The sequence below is a fragment of the Psychroflexus sediminis genome (genome assembly GCF_900099815.1).
Classification (GTDB): domain Bacteria; phylum Bacteroidota; class Bacteroidia; order Flavobacteriales; family Flavobacteriaceae; genus Psychroflexus; species Psychroflexus sediminis.
On the sequence record NZ_FNCW01000005.1, the window covers coordinates 199,810 to 219,915 of the forward strand.

Annotated in this window: 15 protein-coding genes; 4 read left to right on the plus strand and 11 right to left on the minus strand. The window is 38.5% G+C overall.

From position 1 onward, the window contains the following. Window positions 1-21: 21 nt before the first annotated feature. The 5 genes from rplT to htpG all read right to left on the minus strand — a co-directional run bounded on the left by rplT (window position 22) and on the right by htpG (window position 5,460). On the minus strand, window positions 22-366 hold the full coding sequence (gene rplT / locus BLP81_RS06640; protein WP_093367421.1) for a 50S ribosomal protein L20: 345 nt from the start codon (window positions 364-366) through the stop codon (window positions 22-24). An 82-nt stretch (window positions 367-448) separates the two neighbouring features. Beyond that, a complete protein-coding gene (rpmI, locus tag BLP81_RS06645) occupies window positions 449-646 on the minus strand; it encodes a 50S ribosomal protein L35 (protein WP_093367423.1) in 198 nt (65 codons plus the stop codon). Window positions 647-671: 25 nt separating this feature from the next. Next, on the minus strand, window positions 672-1,187 hold the full coding sequence (infC, locus tag BLP81_RS06650) for a translation initiation factor IF-3 (RefSeq protein ID WP_262501428.1): 516 nt from the start codon (window positions 1,185-1,187) through the stop codon (window positions 672-674). 59 nt (window positions 1,188-1,246) lie between these two features. After that, a complete protein-coding gene (gene thrS / locus BLP81_RS06655) occupies window positions 1,247-3,193 on the minus strand; it encodes a threonine--tRNA ligase (protein ID WP_093367428.1) in 1,947 nt (648 codons plus the stop codon). 374 nt (window positions 3,194-3,567) lie between these two features. Continuing rightward, a complete protein-coding gene (gene htpG / locus BLP81_RS06660; RefSeq protein WP_093367431.1) occupies window positions 3,568-5,460 on the minus strand; it encodes a molecular chaperone HtpG in 1,893 nt (630 codons plus the stop codon). 157 nt (window positions 5,461-5,617) lie between these two features. Here htpG and BLP81_RS06665 point away from each other — a divergent pair, with 157 nt between their 5' ends. The 3 genes from BLP81_RS06665 (at window position 5,618) to BLP81_RS06675 (ending at window position 8,728) form a co-directional block, all read left to right on the plus strand. Then, window positions 5,618-6,280, plus strand: a complete 663-nt coding sequence (locus BLP81_RS06665) for a TetR/AcrR family transcriptional regulator (RefSeq protein WP_093367434.1) — start codon at window positions 5,618-5,620, stop codon at window positions 6,278-6,280. 3 nt (window positions 6,281-6,283) lie between these two features. Then, window positions 6,284-7,591 (plus strand): ABC1 kinase family protein, encoded by a 1,308-nt coding sequence (locus BLP81_RS06670; protein ID WP_093367437.1) that lies wholly within the window; start codon window positions 6,284-6,286, stop codon window positions 7,589-7,591. Window positions 7,592-7,723: 132 nt separating this feature from the next. Next, a complete protein-coding gene (locus BLP81_RS06675; RefSeq protein ID WP_093367440.1) occupies window positions 7,724-8,728 on the plus strand; it encodes a 3-oxoacyl-ACP synthase III family protein in 1,005 nt (334 codons plus the stop codon). A 77-nt stretch (window positions 8,729-8,805) separates the two neighbouring features. Here BLP81_RS06675 and secDF read toward each other — a convergent pair whose 3' ends face one another. The 4 genes from secDF to gyrB all read right to left on the minus strand — a co-directional run bounded on the left by secDF (window position 8,806) and on the right by gyrB (window position 15,935). Next, window positions 8,806-11,832, minus strand: coding sequence for a protein translocase subunit SecDF (gene secDF / locus BLP81_RS06680; protein ID WP_093367443.1), 3,027 nt, complete (start codon window positions 11,830-11,832; stop codon window positions 8,806-8,808). A gap of 190 nt (window positions 11,833-12,022) precedes the next feature. After that, entirely contained in the window at window positions 12,023-12,943 is a 921-nt protein-coding gene (locus tag BLP81_RS06685; RefSeq protein WP_093367446.1) for a malate dehydrogenase, read from the minus strand. Between the two features lie 25 nt (window positions 12,944-12,968). Next, a complete protein-coding gene (locus BLP81_RS06690; RefSeq protein ID WP_093367449.1) occupies window positions 12,969-13,985 on the minus strand; it encodes a DUF6588 family protein in 1,017 nt (338 codons plus the stop codon). Window positions 13,986-13,994: 9 nt separating this feature from the next. Beyond that, complete coding sequence (gene gyrB / locus BLP81_RS06695) at window positions 13,995-15,935, minus strand: DNA topoisomerase (ATP-hydrolyzing) subunit B (RefSeq protein ID WP_093367452.1); 1,941 nt, start codon at window positions 15,933-15,935, stop codon at window positions 13,995-13,997. Window positions 15,936-16,168: 233 nt separating this feature from the next. On the opposite strand from gyrB, the gene BLP81_RS06700 reads away from it, so the two are divergent. Beyond that, window positions 16,169-16,702, plus strand: a complete 534-nt coding sequence (locus BLP81_RS06700) for a DUF2911 domain-containing protein (protein WP_093367633.1) — start codon at window positions 16,169-16,171, stop codon at window positions 16,700-16,702. Between the two features lie 170 nt (window positions 16,703-16,872). Here the strand turns inward: BLP81_RS06700 and BLP81_RS06705 are convergent, their stop codons facing one another. Both BLP81_RS06705 and bshC read right to left on the minus strand, forming a co-directional pair. Beyond that, window positions 16,873-18,261, minus strand: a complete 1,389-nt coding sequence (locus BLP81_RS06705) for a pyridoxal phosphate-dependent decarboxylase family protein (RefSeq protein WP_093367455.1) — start codon at window positions 18,259-18,261, stop codon at window positions 16,873-16,875. Window positions 18,262-18,264: 3 nt separating this feature from the next. Further along, on the minus strand, window positions 18,265-19,878 hold the full coding sequence (gene bshC / locus BLP81_RS06710; RefSeq protein ID WP_093367458.1) for a bacillithiol biosynthesis cysteine-adding enzyme BshC: 1,614 nt from the start codon (window positions 19,876-19,878) through the stop codon (window positions 18,265-18,267). Between the last annotated feature and the right edge of the window lie 228 nt (window positions 19,879-20,106).

The following is a 20,106-nucleotide window of genomic DNA, read 5'->3' on the forward strand; positions in this document are numbered from 1 at the left end:
ATTGCGATAATAAGTTAGAATTTATTTGACTTTGTCGACTACGGCTTTAAAAGCTTCTGGATTGTTCATAGCTAAATCCGCAAGGACTTTTCTATTCAATTCGATGTTGTGAGCTTTCACTTTTCCCATAAACTGAGAATAGGATAAACCATGTAATCTCGCAGCTGCATTAATTCTTATGATCCAAAGTGACCTGAAATTTCTTTTCTTGGTCTTGCGGTCTCTGTAAGCATATAACATTGCTTTTTCGACTGCATTTTTGGCTACTGTCCAAACGTTTTTACGACGTCCGAAATAACCTTTAGCTTGCTTCATTATTTTTTTACGTCTGGCTCTGGAAGCGACAGAATTTGTTGATCTTGGCATATTTTAAAGTTTTTTGTAGCAGGCAGTTACGAGTAACATTTTATGAGCCTAACTCCATGGATTAATAATTAACCTTGTTTGCTTATTTTAAGCGTAATTGAGTTTTGATGCTGTGCTCATCGGCTTTGTCTACTAGACCGCTATGAGTTAGCTTCAATTTTCTCTTTTTTGACTTTTTGGTCAAAATGTGACTTTTGAATGCATGTTTACGCTTTATTTTACCTGTTCCGGTAAGTTTGAAACGCTTTTTAGCACTCGACTTGGTTTTCATTTTAGGCATCTGAATGTATTTAGGATTATCGCAATTATTTTTTGGAAACCGGAGCAAGAATCATAATCATTCTTTTACCCTCCAATTTTGGCATCTGCTCTACTTTAGCTATATCTTCTAGATCCTGAGCTAATCTTAAAAGCAAGATCTGCCCTTTATCTTTAAAGACTATAGAACGCCCTTTAAAGAAGACAAAAGCTTTTAGCTTGGCACCATCTTTAAGAAACTTCTCTGCATTTTTCTTTTTGAATTCGTAATCATGGTCATCTGTATTGGGACCAAAACGAATTTCTTTAACCACGACCTGAGTCGTTTTTTGTTTGAGCTGTTTTTCTCTCTTTTTCTGTTCGTACAAGAATTTCTTGTAATCCATAACTTTACAAACAGGAGGATCTGCCTTAGGAGATATCTCTACTAAATCCAGCTCCTGTTCTTCGGCCATGGCCAAAGCTTCTTTGAGTGAATAAATATCTACTTTAACATTCTCACCAACGACACGAACCTTTGGAGCTCTTATCTTCTCGTTGATCTTGTGAGGGTTTTCTTTAATCTGCCTCGGGGCCTGTCTTGATTTTTTTCTACGTATTGCTATGGCTATCTATTTTTTAATTAAACTTCAAATTTATATACTTCTTTATCGGTTTCGACTTGTAAGATCTTGGCAAAACTTTCTATGGGCATTTCTCCCAGATCATCTCCCCCATGCTTTCTTACGGAAACGGTTTCGTTTTCAACTTCCGCTTCCCCTATGATCAGCATATAAGGAATTTTATTCATCTCAGCTTCACGGATTTTCTTACCCATGGTTTCACCTCGATTGTCGAATATGGCGCGAATTTCGTGTTTTTTCAGTAAACTTAAAACTTTTTTAGAATAATTTTCATATTTCTCACTGATTGATAGGATAATAGCTTGTTCTGGCATTAACCATAAAGGGAAATTCCCTCCTGTATGTTCAAGCAAAATCGCTATAAAGCGTTCTAAGCTGCCAAATGGCGCTCTATGGATCATCACTGGTCTGTGCATTTCATTGTCACTTCCCTTGTATTCCAGTTCAAATCGCTCCGGAAGATTATAATCCACCTGGATAGTTCCCAGCTGCCATTGTCTCCCCAAGGCATCTTTGACCATAAAATCCAGTTTTGGTCCGTAGAAAGCAGCTTCGCCGGTTTCTACTTTATAATTAAGCCCTTTTTCTTCGGCTGCATTTAAAATGGCCGCTTCTGCTTTTGTCCAGTTTTCATCGGAACCGATATATTTTGAAGGATTTTCAGGATCTCTCAACGAAACCTGAGCTGTAAAGTTTTCGAAGCCTAAGGCACCAAATACATACAGAACCAAATCGATTACTTTTTTGAATTCTTCATCCAGCTGTTCAGGCATGCAGAAAATATGGGCATCATCCTGGGTAAAACCTCTAACTCTGGTCAGTCCATGAAGCTCTCCACTTTGCTCATAACGGTAGACCGTACCAAATTCTGCATAACGCTGTGGCAAATCCCGGTAACTCCAGGCCTGTGAATTGAAAATCTCACAGTGATGTGGACAATTCATCGGTTTTAAAAGGTACTCTTCTCCATCCTGAGGTGTTTTGATAGGCTGGAAACTATCCTCTCCATATTTTTGATAATGTCCAGAAGTCATATATAATTCTTTCTGACCAATATGCGGAGAAACCACGGGCTGATAGCCTGCTGCTTCCTGAGCGTCTTTCATAAATTTCTCGAGACGGTCTCTAAGCGCCGCTCCTTTTGGCAACCAAAGCGGCAGACCCTGCCCCACCTTCTGAGAAAATGTAAATAATTTTAATTCTTTCCCCAGTTTTCTATGATCGCGTTTTTTGGCTTCTTCAAGCAGCGCGAGATACTCCTTTAATTCTTTTTGTTTAGGAAATGATATTCCATAAATCCGGGTCAACTGTGGATTATTCTCATCACCTCTCCAGTAGGCTCCAGCGATATTCATCAGCTTTACAGCCTTTATAAAACCTGTGTTTGGAATATGTCCGCCTCTGCATAAATCAGTAAAGTCATCATGATCACAAAATGTAATCGTGCCCTCTTCAAGATTCTCTATCAACTCAACTTTAAAAGGGTTGTTTTTGGATTTGTAATACTCTAAAGCTTCAGATTTCGTCACTTCACGCATTTCAAAATCATGCTTGCCTCTGGCGAGCTCCAACATCTTAGCTTCAATCTTAGGAAAATCATTTTCAGAAATAAGCTCCCCGTTAAGATCCACATCATAATAAAATCCATTTTCAATAGAGGGTCCAATGGTGAGATGAACATCCGGATATAATTTTAAGAGCGCTTGCGCCATCAGGTGCGAGGTGGAGTGCCAAAAAGCCTGCTTGCCCTCGTCATCATTGAAAGTCAATAGCACCAAATTACCATCGTCTTGAAGAGGAGTCGTGGTTTCAACAATAGTATCATTAAATTTTGCTGAAATCACATTTCTGGCTAAGCCTGAACTTATGCTTAAAGCAACCTGAAGAGGCGTTGTGCCCTTCTCATATTGCTTTACACTTCCGTCTGGTAAGGTAATATTGATCATTGATATTGATTTTGAGCAAAGATACTAGGTTAATATTTCTTTGCAACATGAAATCCTGTTTGTTTGGGGTTTTGTTGTCTTAAATATTTGATTAGTTAAAGCCTGAATAAGCCTTCTAAAAAGTTAGGATTTGTCAGCTTGAGCCTCTGGAAATTTTAGAAGTCTATTTAATATAAAGTGACGCTTTATACATGTTTTAACATCGAGCCTTTCGGCTTCGCTCAGGACAAGCTAAGTCGAGATGTATTTGGTTCTCGACTCCGCCTGCCTGCGTTCCGCTTAGGAAGGCAGGCTCGAAGTGTCAGTTCTAAATATCATAAAAACACAAAACCACTTCGCTAAAGTGGTTTTGTGTTTCGAAATAATGCTTTTGCTTATTTGATCAGTTTGAAACTTCTTTCTACAAAATTGGTGAGCTCCTCACCTTTTAAGAGATTTTGAGATAGCAACGCTAAATCTAAAGTTTGCTTGATCAGCGTTTCTCTTTTGGAATCTTCTTTTGCTTTCAGAATTTTAGAAATCAATGGATTGTTGGTATTGACAACCAAATTATACATCTCTGGCATATTGCCCATACCAAACATTCCTCCCCCACCGGTTTGCTGCATCTCTTTCATTCGACGCATAAATTCCGGCTGAGTAATCATCACAGGAGCTGTATCAGAATCTAAAGCTTCGAGTTGCACGCTGTATTTTTCCTTAGGTACAACCGTTTCAAAACTAGTTTTGACCGTTTCTTTTTCTTCATCAGAAAGTTTAGAAACCTGCTCAGATTCTTTTTTGATCAAGTTTTCAACATGATCGCTGTCTACTCTCACGAAAGAGACCTTTTGCTCGTTTTCCTGCTCCAGTTTTTGAATCAAGTGAGACACAATTGGGGAATCTAAAAGCAATACTTTATAGCCTTTTGCTTCTGCTCTTTTGATATAACTGTGTTGCTGATCTTTATTGGAAGCATATAAAACTACCAGCTTCCCGTCCTTATCGGTCTGCAGATCCGTTATTTCATTTTTAAGTTCATCAAAAGTGAAATACGTATTGTTTGTGGTTGGATACAATGCAAATTTTTGAGCCTTTTCAAAAAATTTATCTTCAGACAACATACCGTATTCAATCACCACCTTGATATCATTCCACTTCTTCTCGAAATCTTCTCTGTTGTCGTTGAAAAGCGACTTTAGTTTATCTGCTACCTTTCTGGTGATATAACTTGAAATCTTCTTCACAGCAGAATCTGCCTGTAAGTAAGATCTAGACACGTTGAGCGGAATATCCGGAGAATCGATAACACCTTTCAGCATAGTCAAAAATTCTGGCACAATCCCTTCTACATTATCGGTTACAAATACCTGATTCTGATAAAGCTGAATTTTATCTTTCTGAATCGACAAGTCATTTGTCAATTTTGGAAAATATAAAATACCGGTCAAGTTGAACGGATAATCTACATTCAAATGAATGTGAAATAAAGGCTCTTCAAATTGAGTTGGATATAACTCTCTGTAAAATGAATTATAATCTTTCTCCTCAAGTTCAGTTGGCTGTTTAGTCCACGCCGGATCTGGATTGTTGATTATATTATCAACCTTTATCTTTTTTGGTTCCTCATCTTCCTTGGCATCCTCCGCTTTTGGAAGCTCTTTTTCTTTAGTTCCGAATTTGATAGGAACTGGCATAAACTTGTTATACTTAACCAAAAGCTCGTTGATTCTGTGCTCTTCAAGAAACTCTTTCTCATCATCATTGATGTGAAGAATAATTTCAGTTCCTCTTTCAGTTTTATCGCCTTCTTCTAAAGTGAACTGTGTCGTTCCTTCGCAGGTCCAGTGCGCAGCAGGCTCGTCTTTCCAGGATTTAGTCTTGATTTCAACTTTGTTAGCGACCATAAATGCCGAATAAAACCCGAGTCCGAAGTGACCGATGATTCCTGTATCCTTAGCATCAGAATCTTTGTATTTTTCCAAAAACTCTTCAGCGCCGGAAAAAGCAACTTCATTGATGTATTTTTCAACTTCTTCCTTTGTCATCCCCACACCTTCATCAATTATATGAAGAGTTTGGTTGTCTTTATCTATTTTAACTTCAATCTTAGGTTGACCTACGTCAATTTTAGCTTCACCTATTCTCACCAGGTGATTCATTTTAAGAGTCGCATCGGTTGCGTTGGAAATAAGTTCTCTTAAAAAAATCTCGTGATCGCTGTAAAGAAATTTTTTGATCAGTGGAAAAATGTTTTCCACCGAAACATTAATATTACCTGTAGCCATATGAATTGTATTTAATTTTAAACATTAATAACAAACCGAATACCGCATATCGGTTTATGACAAACTGACAGAGATCTGTACATTTAACAAAAGATTTCGTTTAAAGTTGAGGTTTGAAGGTTAAACAATAATTATATTTGTGTATAAAATTTTAATTATGGCAGCTAAGACAAAAACTGAAAAAAAAGTATCCAAGATAGATATCATTACATATTATATGAATCATGTTTTAGAACATGAGCATAAACCGAAATCAGTTTACAAATTTGCTAAAGATCATAAGTTTGAAGAAAAAGATTTTTATAAGTATTTCGGAAATTTTGAGGCCTTAAGAGAGGAAATTTGGGAAAGCTTTTTCGAAAATGCACATACTTTAATGAGTCAAAATGAAGAAGTGGAACATTACAGTAGCAGAGAAAAAATGCTCACGTTTTTCTACACCTTTTTTGAAATATTGACAGCTAATAGAAGTTATGTCCTTTATGTCATTGAAGAAAATGAAGGTCAGCTAAATAATCTAAAACAACTTAAAGGTCTTAGACGACATATTAAATCCTTTGCCAAAGATTTAATTGAAGATGACAATGATGAAAAGAATTACAGTTTCTTAAAACGAAACGAAAGAATTTATTCTGAAGGCGCCTGGATTCAATTTTTGTTTTTGCTCAGATTTTGGAAAGACGACAAATCCGCTGATTTCGAGAAGACTGATGTGGCAATAGAAAAATCAGTAAATACAATTTTCGATGTCTTCGATAATACACCTCTGGAGAAAGTTTTTGATTTTGGAAAATTTCTCTACAAAGAAACAATGAAGTAATAGATGAAAACAATAGATAAAATCCCAACGGGAAAGTTTAGCAGAACCTCAAAACTTATTGGTACTGGCACGAAAGTCGGTGCGAATTATTTAAAATATTATTCTAAGAAGGCTTTTAATCCTGATCTAACCAGAGAAAGTCTGGATGAAGAAAACGCTTCTGATATATACGACGGTTTAAAAAACCTCAAAGGAAGTGCCCTGAAGGTAGCGCAGATGTTATCCATGGAAAAAAGCATACTCCCAAGTGCTTATGTGGAAAAGTTCAGCCTGGCGCAGTTCAGTGTCCCCCCACTTTCAGCACCCCTGGTAAGAAAGACCTTCAAAAAATACAACGGTAAATACCCGGAAGACATATTTGACAAGTTTACATCAGAATCCGTAAATGCAGCAAGCATTGGTCAGGTTCACCGGGCCGAGAAGGATGGCAATAAATATGCTATCAAAATTCAATACCCGGGTGTTGCCGACAGCATCAGTTCAGACCTGGCAATGGTAAAGCCTATAGCTACAAGGATGTTTAACCTGAAGGGCAAAGACTCTGAAAAATATTTCAGAGAGATAGAAGATAAGCTGATTGAAGAAACCGATTATATCCTGGAAGTTGAGCAAAGTAAGCGCATTTCTGAAGCCTGCGCCCTTATTCCGGGTCTTAAGTTTCCAAAATACTATGAAAATCTGTCCAGTGAGCGTATCATTACCATGGACTGGATGGAAGGCAAGCATCTCAGTGAGTTTGTAAAACAGGACTTTACTGAAGAGACTGGAAATGAAATTGGTCAAAGCCTCTGGAACTTTTATATGTTCCAGTTTCATAAATTGAAAGAAGTGCACGCAGATCCACATCCGGGTAACTTTTTGATCGATAAGGACAAGCATTTAATCGCTATTGATTTTGGATGTATCAAAAACATTCCAAATAAGTTTTATACCCCTTATTTTGAATTAGCTGAACCCGAAAACATCAATGATCCAGAGTTTTTCCTTCAAAAACTCAAAGAATTAGAGATTATAAGACCTGATGATTCAGAAAAGGAAATCCAGTATTTCTCCGCTTTGTTTCACGAAATGTTGAGTCTGTTTACGAGTCCTTTTCACAAGGAAACCTTTGATTTTGGAGCTGAAGAATTTTGGAGTAAGGTTTCCGGATTAAGCGAAAAATACAGCAGTGATAAGGAGCTGAGAAAAATGAATGGTAACAGAGGAAGTAAACATTTTCTTTATATCAACAGAACATTTTTCGGACTGTATAATTTACTGCATGATCTAAAAGCAAAAGTCGATATCAACGATTATAAAAAATATATGTAAGGCATTTAAGATGATTGGTTAGGTTGGTTGGAAAACGCTCTTTGAAATTAAGTAAAAGAGCGTTTTCTTTTTGCTTTTAAGATTATGAAATACGCAATAATACTTATCTTGCATTGATAAATACTTAAAAAAATGTATCAGTCTAAAATTATAGGATTAGGGAAATATGTTCCCGAGCAAGTGGTAACTAATGAGGATTTATGCCAGCTCATGGACACCACAGACGAGTGGATCCAGGAGAGAACAGGAATAAAGGAACGCAGGCACATCAAAAAAGGAGATGGCAACTCAACTGCCATCATGGGACTGAAAGCTGCAAAACAGGCCATTGAAAGAGCTGATATTGATAAAGATGATATAGAATTGATTGTCTTTGCAACCCTAAGTCCGGATTATTATTTCCCTGGATGTGGCGTTCAAATTCAAGAAAAACTTGGTATTAAAACCTGTCCGGCATTGGACGTCAGGAATCAATGCAGTGGATTTGTCTACGGACTCTCTGTGGCAGACCAGTTCATCAAAACAGGAATGTATAAAAATGTACTTGTCATTGGAAGTGAGAATCACAGCGGTGGTCTGGATATGACTACACGAAGCAGGCATGTATCTGTAATCTTTGGTGATGGTGCCGGTGCTGCCATTTTGACCAGAAGTGATGATGATTCAGGAATATTATCATCTCATTTACATTCTCAGGGAGAGTATATTGATGAATTATCGCTTAGAGGGCCATCAACAGAGAAGTGGGTGCCAGAAATAATAGCCGAAAACCCACAGGAAGACATCCCCTACTATCCGAAGATGAACGGACAGCTGGTCTTTAAAAATGCGGTCGTCCGGTTTTCTGAAGTCATTCAGGAAGGCTTAGACTTCAATGCTCTTAAAAAAGAAGATATTGACATGTTTATTCCCCATCAGGCCAACTTAAGGATATCCCAGTTTATTCAAAAGAAACTTGGCCTGGAAGACAGTCAGGTCCACAATAACATTCAGAAATTCGGTAATACCACCGCGGCCTCCATCCCCATCGCGCTTACCGAAGCCTGGGAAGAGGGTAAAATCAAAAAAGGTGACTTAGTTGTGCTGGCCGCCTTTGGAAGTGGATTTACCTGGGGCAGTGTGATTATACGCTGGTAAATTCCATAACCCGCTTAAATAAAAAAATCCTGTGAATTGAATTCACAGGATTTTTTTTGTTGGAGGTTTAGACGCCTTTATAGACTTACTTCACCTTCAGGGTCTTCCATTTTTTTGTCAGAAAGATCAATTCCTTTTTTCTTAACCGAGTCGAACATTACAGGAGTAGCTATAAAAACAGATGAATAGGTACCTACTAGCACACCAATGATAAGGGCGAACATAAATCCTCTGATACTGTCTCCGCCAAAAATGAATATAGCGATCAAAACAACGAGCGTGGTTAAAGAGGTATTGATGGTTCTGCTGATAGTTGAACTCACCGCTACATTGATCAATTTGTCCATTTTCCAGGTAGGATGATCATTGAAGAATTCACGAATTCTGTCAAATACAACCACGGTATCATTTAAGGAGTAACCAATCACCGTAAGAATTGCAGCGATAAAGGCCTGGTCAATCTCTAAACTAAATGGCAAGACATTGTATAACAAGGAGAATATACCTAACACTATAATCACATCATGAACAACCGCCGCCACTGCTCCTAGGGAGAATTGCCATCTTCTAAATCTTATCAGGATATAGAGAAACACAGCGATAAGCGAACCTATCACAGCGTAAAATGAAGCGGTCTTGATATCATCTGCAATGGTAGGATTCACTTTCATAGAGGACATGATTCCGTATTCTTTTTCCAAACTACTGTCACCTACTTTGAATTCATCTAAAGCAATTCCGTCTGGAAGGTAAGGCTGTAAATCATTGTATAAAATCATTTGTATTTCATCATCGATGATGGTACCTTCTTCCTCGATTTTATAGTTGGTTGTTATCTTAAGCTGATTGGAAGATCCATAGGTTTTGGCCTCAACACTTTGAAGATTGCCTACCAAAATAGATTCAACCTCGGTAGGATTGACAGCTTGCTCAAACCTAACGACAAAGCTTCTGCCTCCTACGAAATCAACCCCCTCATTCAGGCCTTTGGTAGCTAAGGAACCAATACTGATAAGGATAGCCACAGCAGATATGATATAAGCAACTTTTCGTTTCTTTAGGAAGTTAATATCGATATTAAGGAACCACTTTTTCGTCAGTGCTGTTGAGAATGGAAGTGATTTCCCTTTCTTTCCTCCACCGGCGATAAATAAACGGGTTAAGAATATAGCACAGAATAAAGAGGTTACAATACCTATTAATAAGGTGGTTGCAAAACCTTTAATCGGCCCGGTACCAAACGTGAAAAGGATAAGACCTGTAAGACCTGTCGTGATATTGGCATCTAAAATGGAAGATAACGCATTCTTAAAACCATCACTAATCGCTTCCACCTGGGTTTTTCCTTTGGCGATTTCTTCCCGTATTCTTTCAAAAATAAGAACATTCGCATCTACAGACATACCTATGGTAAGTACAATACCCGCAATACCAGGTAATGTCAGTACCGCTCCAAGTCCGGATAAAACGCCAAAAATGAAGAGTATGTTGACTACTAAGGCAATATCGGCATAAAGACCAGCCTTCCCGTAGTAAAAAATCATGTAAGCCAGCACAAAGATCAAGGCGATCACGAAGGATAAGATTCCACTATCGATAGCTTCCTGTCCTAAGGAAGGTCCTACGATTTCACTTTGAACAATATCAGCAGAAGCAGGTAGCTTACCAGCTCTTAAGACATTAGCTAAATCCTGGGCTTCTTCAATGGTAAATTGTCCGGTAATCTCACTTCTCCCCCCAGTAATAGCACCTGTTGAAACGCCTGGAGCTGAATAGACTAAATTATCTAGAACGATAGCGATTTGAGAACCCTGTGCAGAGGCTCTTCCGGTCATATCTTCCCAGATTTTTGCGCCACGACCATCCATTTGCATGCTTACAGCAACTCTGCCCACCTGGTCGTAGGTTTGTTGCGCATCTGTAATCACAGCACCACTTAACTGTGGTTCATCACTTCTATTTCCTTTTAGTGCATAAAGTTCAATAATTTCTGAATCCTTTGGCGGTTTACCCCATACAAATTCAGCATATTTCTTATCAGAAGGCAACTGCGATCTCACCTGTGGCATAGACAAGTACCTGTTGACCTTAGCTGTATCTTGAATAGCAAAATAAGCGATAACCGGACCCTGTGGTTGTCCAACAGACTGAACAAGACTAAGCAAAGGATTGGTTTTTGAAAAGTCTTCTTCTGCATCTTCCTCGGTAGATAATAAATCTTCCAAATCATCTTCCTTGGTTATTTCCTCATCCTGATCTGTCGATGCAGCGGCTTCATCCTCAACTTTTTCAGTTTCACCTGAGATATTTTCAGCTATAATGGCATCTGCCGTGACTAAGAAATCAGAGAATTCATTTGATTTATACACATCCCAAAACTCAAGTTGAGCTGTACTCTGAAGCAAATTTTGAATTCTGCTGATGTCTTTTGCACCAGGTAATTCAATAAGAATTCTTCCTGAATCTCCTAAACGCTGGATGTTAGGCTGAGTTACCCCAAACTTATCGATACGCTCTCTCAAGACTTCAAAAGCAGAAGTAATGCTTTCATCAATTTTTCTATTGATGATAGGTTTTACCTGGCTATTGGTCATATCAAAACTGATCTCATCAGCAAGAGCTTTGGTTCCGAAAATATCTGGAGAAGCTAATCTAGCACCCTCCTTACGGTCGAATGCTTCAAAAAACAGCTCTAAATAACTATCCTGACTGCTTTTTCTGGCTTCCTGAGCTTCTGCCAGAGCCTGATTAAACGCCGGGTCTTTGGAGTCATTAGCTAAATCTTCTAAAAGATCCTGAACTGAAATTTGAAGGATAACATTTATACCTCCTTTTAAGTCAAGGCCTTTGTTAAGCTCTTTGTCTTTGGCTGTATCGTAAGTTATACCAGCAAAAATGGGCTCATTTCCAATAGAGTCTAAATATTGTTCTACAACAATTGCTCGTTTTTCGGGGAAGTCCTCAACACTTTGAGGAATTTGTCTTTCGGCGTAAGCTTGCGCTTCCTGTTCAACATTATTAGCTATAAATGTAAAGGAGAGTTGGTAAATACTTACCAGTCCAAACAAAATAGCAAATAGCTTAATAAGTCCTTTATTCTGCATTCTTTAAATTATTAGTGGCTGTTATAAAATCAGGCAAATATAGGTTTTCGATATAGAAATGACAATTTTTTTAATAAAGATAATTTTAACTTTTAAAACCTTATTTACACCTGTAAAAATGAGTATTACTGTCATAAAAACATAAACCCGACCTAAGTCGGGTTTATGAAAATTGAAATATTTCTAAGGTTTACAAAAGCGCATTCGTCTTTTTTACAGCTTCTGCACTTTCTTTTAATTTTGCTTTCTCCTCATCGTTAAGATCTATCTCAACGATTTTTTCTATACCGTTTTTACCGATAATCACCGGAACTCCAATACATAAATCTTTAAGACCATATTCACCTTCCAGCAATGTCGAACAAGGGAACATTTTTCCCTGGTCACAGGCTATAGACTGAACAAGAGATGACACCGCAGCGCCAGGTGCATACCATGCACTAGTGCCTAATAATTTGGTTAAAGTTGCTCCTCCTACTTTTGTATCTTCGCTTACCTGAGCCAGTCGCTCTTCTGACAGAAACTCTGTCACACGAACACTATTTCTTGTCGCTAAACGCGTCAAAGGCAACATACCTGTATCACTATGACCTCCGATAACCATACCATCGACATCTGATGCGGGACAGTCCAAAGCCTCACTCAACCTATACTTGAATCGTGCACTATCCAAAGCACCTCCCATTCCGATAATTCTGTTTTTAGGCAGATCCAGTTCTTTATGCGCAAGATAAGTCATCGTATCCATCGGGTTGCTCACTACAATAAGCGTCACATTTGGTGAATGCTTTACCAGCTGTGCAGAAACGTCTTTAACGATTCCAGCGTTTATACCGATCAATTCTTCCCTGGTCATTCCTGGTTTTCTTGGGATACCCGAAGTGATTACTGCTATTTCAGAATCTTTTGTTTTGGTATAATCTCCTGTAGTTCCTGTAATTTTAGTATCAAATCCATTCAGCGTTGCTGTCTGCATTAAATCCATAGCTTTACCTTCTGCAACACCTTCTTTGATATCCAAAAGCACAACTTCAGAAGCAAAATCCTTGATTGCGATATACTCTGCACAACTAGCACCTACGGCACCAGCACCTACTACTGTAATTTTCATCTTAAATTTATTTTATAATTAATAATTAAATTCCAAAATTGATTCCAACATTCAAACTATTAAATTCTTGGAAACTATAATCGATATTAAGTCTAAAAAACGCTAAAGTCAGTTTGGTTCCCAGCGTTGCTCTAAAGCCATCGACAGAAGAAGTCGTACGCAACGGATCTACAATTGACGTTCCTGCTACTTCAGAAACTCCTGTGTTTATAACATATTCACCTTTTAATCTTGTATCTGCAGAACCCGACACAGTCCCTATACTTCCATAAAAATTAATTACAGGAAGTTTTGTGGATGCTACTAAAGCATAGTGCCAGGAGTCAATATCTGTCACAACAGACTGATTCGACCCGGAAATCAATGTTGATTGTTCTGAAAATCTATATTCGCTTTCAAATTTATTATAACCGACAAATCCAGAAATAGCTATTGGCAAAACTTTAAAACCCGGTATCCAGTTGGTGAATTCATGTTGTAAGCCAGCCCCGTAAAATTGAGCGGTCACATCTTTGGTTTCGACTTCTGGCAGAAATCTCAATTTTAATTCTGTACTGAACAACAAACCGACACTCCCCTGTAACATCAGGTTAGGTAAATAGTCAATATTCTCTGAAGCTAAGCCTTGAGGCAAAGTCAAAGTCGCAATGTTTTGATTGGCTTCTATAATATTCATCCTCACATCCGGTGAATTCTGCCCAAAGACAGTGCCTACCTGCTGAATAGCCGGACCGGACTCAAAGCGTAAAGCATTATAATCATTTTCATTTAATGCAAAGGATGTATTATTTTCCCTTATTTGTGAAATACCACCAATAATGGAAATTTCAAAACCGCCAAGACTTTTCACCTTAGCTGTATTATACCAGCCATTGCTCAGCCCATAAATTACAGCATCAGAACCAGGTTTTGTGTAAGCATTTGTAAATCTGTTTGCGTCTTCTAAACCAGCAGATAACAAGCTTTCAATTCCAGATTGAGAATAGGAAGTCAAAAATGAAATTAGCAAACCAATCGAAAAATAGAACTTTAGGGCTTTCATGGTCAACTATTAAGCATCAATATTTGCATAAACTGCATTCTGCTCGATAAATTCTCTTCGAGGTGGAACTTCGTCTCCCATCAGCATGGAGAAAATTCTGTCGGCTTCTGCCATATCATCTATAGTAACACGTCTCAAAATTCTGTTCTCCGGGTTCATGGTCGTGTCCCAAAGCTGTTCAGCATTCATTTCACCAAGACCTTTGTAACGCTGAACGCTCACACCTCCTTTATATTCGTTTGCAATTTCATTTCTTTCTTTTTCATTCCAGGCATAACGCTTTTTACTTCCTTTTTTGATAAGGTATAAAGGAGGTGTTGCGATATAAATATGACTGGCTTCAATAAGCTCTTTCATATATCTGAAAAAGAAGGTCAGAATTAATGTAGCAATGTGACTACCATCGACGTCGGCATCACACATGATGATAACTTTATGGTATCTTAATTTGGAAAGGTTCAACGCCTTACTATCTTCTTCAGTCCCGATGGTAACACCCAGGGCTGTGTATATGTTTTTAATCTCTTCGTTTTCGAAGACACGATGCTGCATGGCCTTCTCAACATTCAAAATCTTACCTCTCAGAGGCAATATGGCCTGAAAATTACGATCTCTGCCCTGCTTGGCGGTACCACCCGCAGAATCTCCCTCCACAAGGAACACTTCACAGGAACCGGGATCGGTCTCTGAGCAATCGGAAAGTTTACCGGGCAAACCACCTCCGCTCATCACCGTTTTACGCTGCACCATTTCACGTGCTTTTTTAGCAGCATGTCTGGCCTGAGCAGCCAAAATCACTTTTTGAACTATGGTTTTGGCATCATTAGGGTTTTCTTCCAAATAAATATCAAGCATTTCTGTAACTGCCTGTGAAACCGCTGAGGTGACTTCCCTGTTTCCTAATTTAGTTTTGGTTTGACCTTCAAATTGAGGCTCAGCCACTTTTACAGATACGATTGCTGTAAGGCCTTCTCTAAAGTCATCTCCGGTTATTTCAAATTTCAATTTATCCAGAAGTCCGGAATTATCGGCGTACTTTTTTAAAGTCGCTGTAAGCCCTCTTCTAAATCCCGAAAGATGGGTTCCCCCTTCGTGAGTATTGATATTATTGACATACGAATGGAGGTTTTCTCCATAGGAATCATTATAGATCATTGCCACCTCAACAGGGATGTCATTTTTCTCCCCCTCCATAGCAATCACTTCCGAAATAATAGGATCACGGTTGGCATCAATAAATCGTATAAATTCCTTTAAACCTTCTTCGGAATAAAACTCGTCATGCCTGTACTCTCCCTTTTCATCAACCTGACGCTTATCGATAAGTGAAATCCTGATGCCTTTGTTTAGAAAAGCCAGTTCTCTTAAACGCTTGGCCAGGGTTTCATATTTGAATTCAACAGATTCCTGAAAGATTTCAAAATCCGGTTTAAAGGTTATTTCAGTTCCGTTCAGTTCTGTATCTCCTGTCGATTTTACAGGGTAAATAGCCTTGCCGCGCTCGTACTCCTGCTCCCAGATTCTACCATCTTTAAAGACACGGGCATGAAGTTTTACCGAAAGTGCATTTACTACAGAAACCCCCACACCGTGGAGACCACCGGACACTTTATAGGAATCTTTATCAAACTTACCACCTGCTCCAATTTTGGTCATGACCACCTGCAGGGCAGAAACGCCTTCTTTTTTATGAATATCGATAGGGATACCACGACCGTTATCTGATGTCGTCAGTGATCCGTCCTCGTTTATAATTAAGTCAATTTTGTCACAATAGCCGCCCATAGCTTCATCGATAGAGTTATCTACGACTTCGTAAACCAAATGATGCAAACCGCGTTCACCAACATCACCTATATACATAGACGGACGCATTCTTACGTGCTCCATCCCTTCCAAAGCCTGAATACTGTCGGCCGAATAATTATGTTTTTTGACTTCTTCGCTCATGATTTATTATTAGTTTAACAACAAACAAATATAGTGAATTGATGTGTTTTTTTGATTGTTTAACGCTTTTAAATCCATTTTAATGTAGTTAAAATTAAAAACGGTAGTTGAAACTCTAGAATTATATTTCTAGCTTAGAATCCCGTTTATGCAACAGCATAATAATTAGTTTAACAAAAATTAAACTAATTATGACAAAACTTAAAACTAAACTTGTTCAAAAAATGAGACTCATGAAATTATTTAAAATTTGCCTAATCCTTTTATTAGCTTCGTTCTCAACTTCGGCTCAGGATTTTTCTGATATCGATAAAAGCCCAATGGATGCCGTCATCACGCGAAATCAGGATAATTCTCCTTTGGCTAGAATAATCTACAGCAGACCAAAAAAGAAAAATAGAGCGATTTTTGGAAAATTAGTTCCCTTCAATAAAGTTTGGAGAACTGGAGCTAACGAAGCTACAGAGATAACCTTTTACGAAGATGTACTTGTAAACGGCACAGCGGTTGAAGCTGGAACTTACTCTCTTTACACCATTCCTGAAGAAGAAAAATGGACTATTATCATCAATGAAAGGATAAATGAGTGGGGAGCTTACAATTATGATGACTCTATGGATCTTTTAAGAACATCTGTGCCTGTAAAAAATACTGCAGCTACGGTTGAAAATTTCTCTATTACCTTTAAACCTACCAAAGATGGTTCTGATTTATTGATGGGCTGGGATGATACCTTTGTAGAAGTCCCTATTCGTAAAGCCAATTAGGCTATTTAAAACAACGACTATCTCATAATGCTGCTCCAGTCTTTGATTCTAAGTCAGTCAAAACTGGAGCATTGTTTTTAGCCTGTTCTGTAAAGCATGTGTCGCTATAAACTTAGGTTTTCTCAGGCAAAATCAAATTAAACCAGACACATCATTAATAGAAGTTAGACTTATTTCATAGATTCCAAAATCTCTTTAATGTCTTTCTCTGTGGTATCCGGATTTATAAAACAGAATCTGGCACAGGTAATTTCACCTTCTTCCAAAGTCCACTTGGTAGGGGTAACCAGGGCAAATCCGCTATCGTGATTTTTGTAGGTCCATTCTCTGTAATCCTCTGCTGTCCAGCCAATTCTTGAAAACAAGACACAGGAAAGACCAGGTTCGCGTATAAGTTCGACGTGAGGTAATTGCTTTATCTGCTTGGCTGCATTATTAGCGAGTTCCAGTCCTCGCTCAATAGCTGTGGTGTAGCGATCTGTACCATGCATGGATAACGAAAACCACAGAGGTAAACCACGCAGCCTTCGGGTTAATTGAATTTGGTAATCCGACGGATTGAAGCCTTGCGCCCCTTTATCTTTGAAAATATCTAAATACGCCCCTTTCTGGGAATGTGCATTCTTCGCCAACTCCATGTTTTTATAAATAATAGCCCCGCAATCGTAGGGAGAAAACATCCATTTATGCGGATCGATGGTCACACTATCAGCTTTTTCAATACCGTTAAAAAGATGCCTTACCGATGGTGCCGCTAGAGCTGCTCCTCCATAGGCAGCATCGACATGAAACCAAAGTTTTTCTCTTTCAGTCACCTCGGCGATACCTTCCAGGTCATCGATAATCCCCGCATTGGTAGTCCCTCCGGTTGCTACTACAGCAAACAAACGCTTTCTGTCAAAATCCGATAAACCCTTGATTTCACTTTCTAAACATTCTTTGGTGAGTTTATACTCTTCACTATCTTCTACGGTAATGATGTCTGCATCTATCACCTGCGCCATCGCTTTAACTGAAGAGTGGGCTCCACTGGAAGTGATGATTAAACCCTTGAGTTTTTTATTATCGTCATTGAGTGATCTCCAGTATTCTCGGGCGGTTACAATAGCAGAAAGATTGGCTGCTGTCCCCCCACTGGTAAACACACCAAATGTCTCATCTGGCATTCCCGTGAGAGAAACCAGCCATTCCATAGCTCTGTTTTCACAAAAAATTCCACCACCACCAGTCATCCAATAAGCCCCGTGAATACTAGCCGCAGAGGTCACCAAATCAAATAAAACTGCCGCTCGGGTTGGTGCTGCAGGAACAAACGCAAGATGACGAGGATGATCTACAGGAACTGAGGCTTTAACCAAAATATCCCGAAACAATTGAAAAGCCTTCTCTCCACCTATACCTTCTTTGGTAACTGTATCTCCAACTAACTCCAATAACTCGTGCTCTTGTTTAGGTTTACCCAGTTCTGGAGATGTATTGGATATTCTATTGATCGCATATTTCATGATGTCGAGGGTCATCTCGACAGTCTCCATGTCAATAGCGTGCATGCTTTTCATAGCTTATGATTTTGTATTGTAAATAGTTAATTCTAAACAGAGAAATTCAAATTGAAAGGGATCTAATTCCTCCATTAATTCAGGAATAAGCCGATCGCCATAATCCACATAAATTTCACTGAAATTGAGTATTCTTTCCTGTAAAGATCGGTTGGGAAATAACAGGGCCTGCAGCTCCAAAACACGATCATTTTCCTCCTTTAGTTTGCGTTTCTGAGCATTTAATAAACGTTTTTCCAAATGATCCAAACCATTCTTTTGCTTTTTCTCCTGTGCAGCAACAGCTCCGTAAAATGATGGATCTGTTTTGGCAGCCAGCTCATATAAATCGTCAAACTGCTTTTCTAAATGCTTTTTCTGACTTTCGAAATCAATTTCAATGGAAGAATTTTTCTTGGTTTGTTTGGCTTCCAGAGCTTCAGGAGACAGGAATAAATCCTGAATGGAAGTCTCTAGTTTTTTTAGCTTCCTGGATATTTTATCAGAATAGAGTAAAACTGAATTTCGCAACATCAACATGGGAAAGGCTACATTTTCAGCTTCAAATAAAGACTTTAACTCCAGCCAATAGGCTAATTCCCCTCCTCCACCAATGTAGGCTAAATTAGGCAAAATCACTTCTTGATAGAGAGGTCGCATGACGACATTTGGTGAAAAACGCTCAGGGTACTCATCGACCAAATTTAAAATTCCCTGTTCAGAAAACCGGAGTTCTGTCTCCAGAACGCAATAGTCATCGTCTTGCTTGACAATTCGCTTTCTGATTCCCTTATGCATATAAAACAAGTTAATCTCTCGCGGATTCACTTGAACATTATAGCCCAACTCGGCTAATTTTCCCGCTTGTTTTTCAGTTTGACGAAAGGCGGTATGGTATAGCAGGTCGTTTTTTATGTGACTGGAAAACATGGATTTTACTCTGGCATCATCAGCATCCAGGATCACAAGTCCATAATCTCCAAACAGCTCATTAGCCAAAAATCGGGTAGCACTGGCTAAGGTTTCATGTTCTAAATAAGCCACTTTAAAAAGCCCCTTCAGGTACTCTGCGTTTTCGCTTTTTCCAAATTCTTTTTCTAGGCTTTGAGCTAATTCTTCCAAGCCTGAAGTGGATAAATGCCCAACCGCACCTTCTGCTTCTCTTTTCCATTCAAGCTTCTGTTCTTTGAAATTGAAAAAATTGATTTCATCAAAATCATGATCTTCAGATGCCATCCAGTAAATAGGAACAAAATTGGAATCGGGATAGTTTTCTTTGAGTTGTTTTGCCGCGTTGATTGTGGAAACAATCTTGTATAAAAAGTAAAGCGGACCAGTGAATAAATTCAGCTGATGACCTGTAGTTACGGTAAATGTGGAATGCTCCAAAAGCAAATCAAGATGATGCTGAGTCGCTTCTGAAGTTGATAAAGCTTCATATTGTAATTTTAGCACTTCGACTAAACCCGGCCGATGATCATGGCTGTAAGATTTACTTTTCTCTTCAATTTGACTTTTAAAATTACCAACGGAAGGAAATCTGTTGTAGTATGGCTTTAAACTTTTCTTTTCTTCAATATAATCTAAAATAAGATCGCTAAAGAATCCTGTGGATCGAAAAGGTAAACAGTCAGCCATGTTTTAAAAGTTTAGAATAAACGCAAATATAGAAGAGGTTAACCAAAAAGCTTTAAAAGATACGTTAATATGAAAAATCACTTTTACACCAGCAATATAAAATGACTTAAAGAATTTTAATTTTGTCTTCCTGAGCCCTTCGACTATGCTCAGGATAAACTAAAGTCGAAAAATTGACAAAATATCTCAATTATACTCGATTTGACGTTTTTTATCAACTACCGGCAT

Bases quoted from the DNA above. Each gene is read 5' to 3' on its own strand.
- rplT (WP_093367421.1), bottom strand. From the start codon at position 366: ATGCCAAGATCAACAAATTCTGTCGCTTCCAGAGCCAGACGTAAAAAA.
- rpmI (WP_093367423.1), bottom strand. From the start codon at position 646: ATGCCTAAAATGAAAACCAAGTCGAGTGCTAAAAAGCGTTTCAAACTT.
- thrS (WP_093367428.1), bottom strand. From the start codon at position 3,193: ATGATCAATATTACCTTACCAGACGGAAGTGTAAAGCAATATGAGAAG.
- htpG (WP_093367431.1), bottom strand. From the start codon at position 5,460: ATGGCTACAGGTAATATTAATGTTTCGGTGGAAAACATTTTTCCACTG.
- BLP81_RS06665 (WP_093367434.1), top strand. From the start codon at position 5,618: ATGGCAGCTAAGACAAAAACTGAAAAAAAAGTATCCAAGATAGATATC.
- BLP81_RS06670 (WP_093367437.1), top strand. From the start codon at position 6,284: ATGAAAACAATAGATAAAATCCCAACGGGAAAGTTTAGCAGAACCTCA.
- BLP81_RS06675 (WP_093367440.1), top strand. From the start codon at position 7,724: ATGTATCAGTCTAAAATTATAGGATTAGGGAAATATGTTCCCGAGCAA.
- secDF (WP_093367443.1), bottom strand. From the start codon at position 11,832: ATGCAGAATAAAGGACTTATTAAGCTATTTGCTATTTTGTTTGGACTG.
- BLP81_RS06685 (WP_093367446.1), bottom strand. From the start codon at position 12,943: ATGAAAATTACAGTAGTAGGTGCTGGTGCCGTAGGTGCTAGTTGTGCA.
- BLP81_RS06690 (WP_093367449.1), bottom strand. From the start codon at position 13,985: ATGAAAGCCCTAAAGTTCTATTTTTCGATTGGTTTGCTAATTTCATTT.
- gyrB (WP_093367452.1), bottom strand. From the start codon at position 15,935: ATGAGCGAAGAAGTCAAAAAACATAATTATTCGGCCGACAGTATTCAG.
- BLP81_RS06700 (WP_093367633.1), top strand. From the start codon at position 16,169: ATGAAATTATTTAAAATTTGCCTAATCCTTTTATTAGCTTCGTTCTCA.
- BLP81_RS06705 (WP_093367455.1), bottom strand. From the start codon at position 18,261: ATGAAAAGCATGCACGCTATTGACATGGAGACTGTCGAGATGACCCTC.
- bshC (WP_093367458.1), bottom strand. From the start codon at position 19,878: ATGGCTGACTGTTTACCTTTTCGATCCACAGGATTCTTTAGCGATCTT.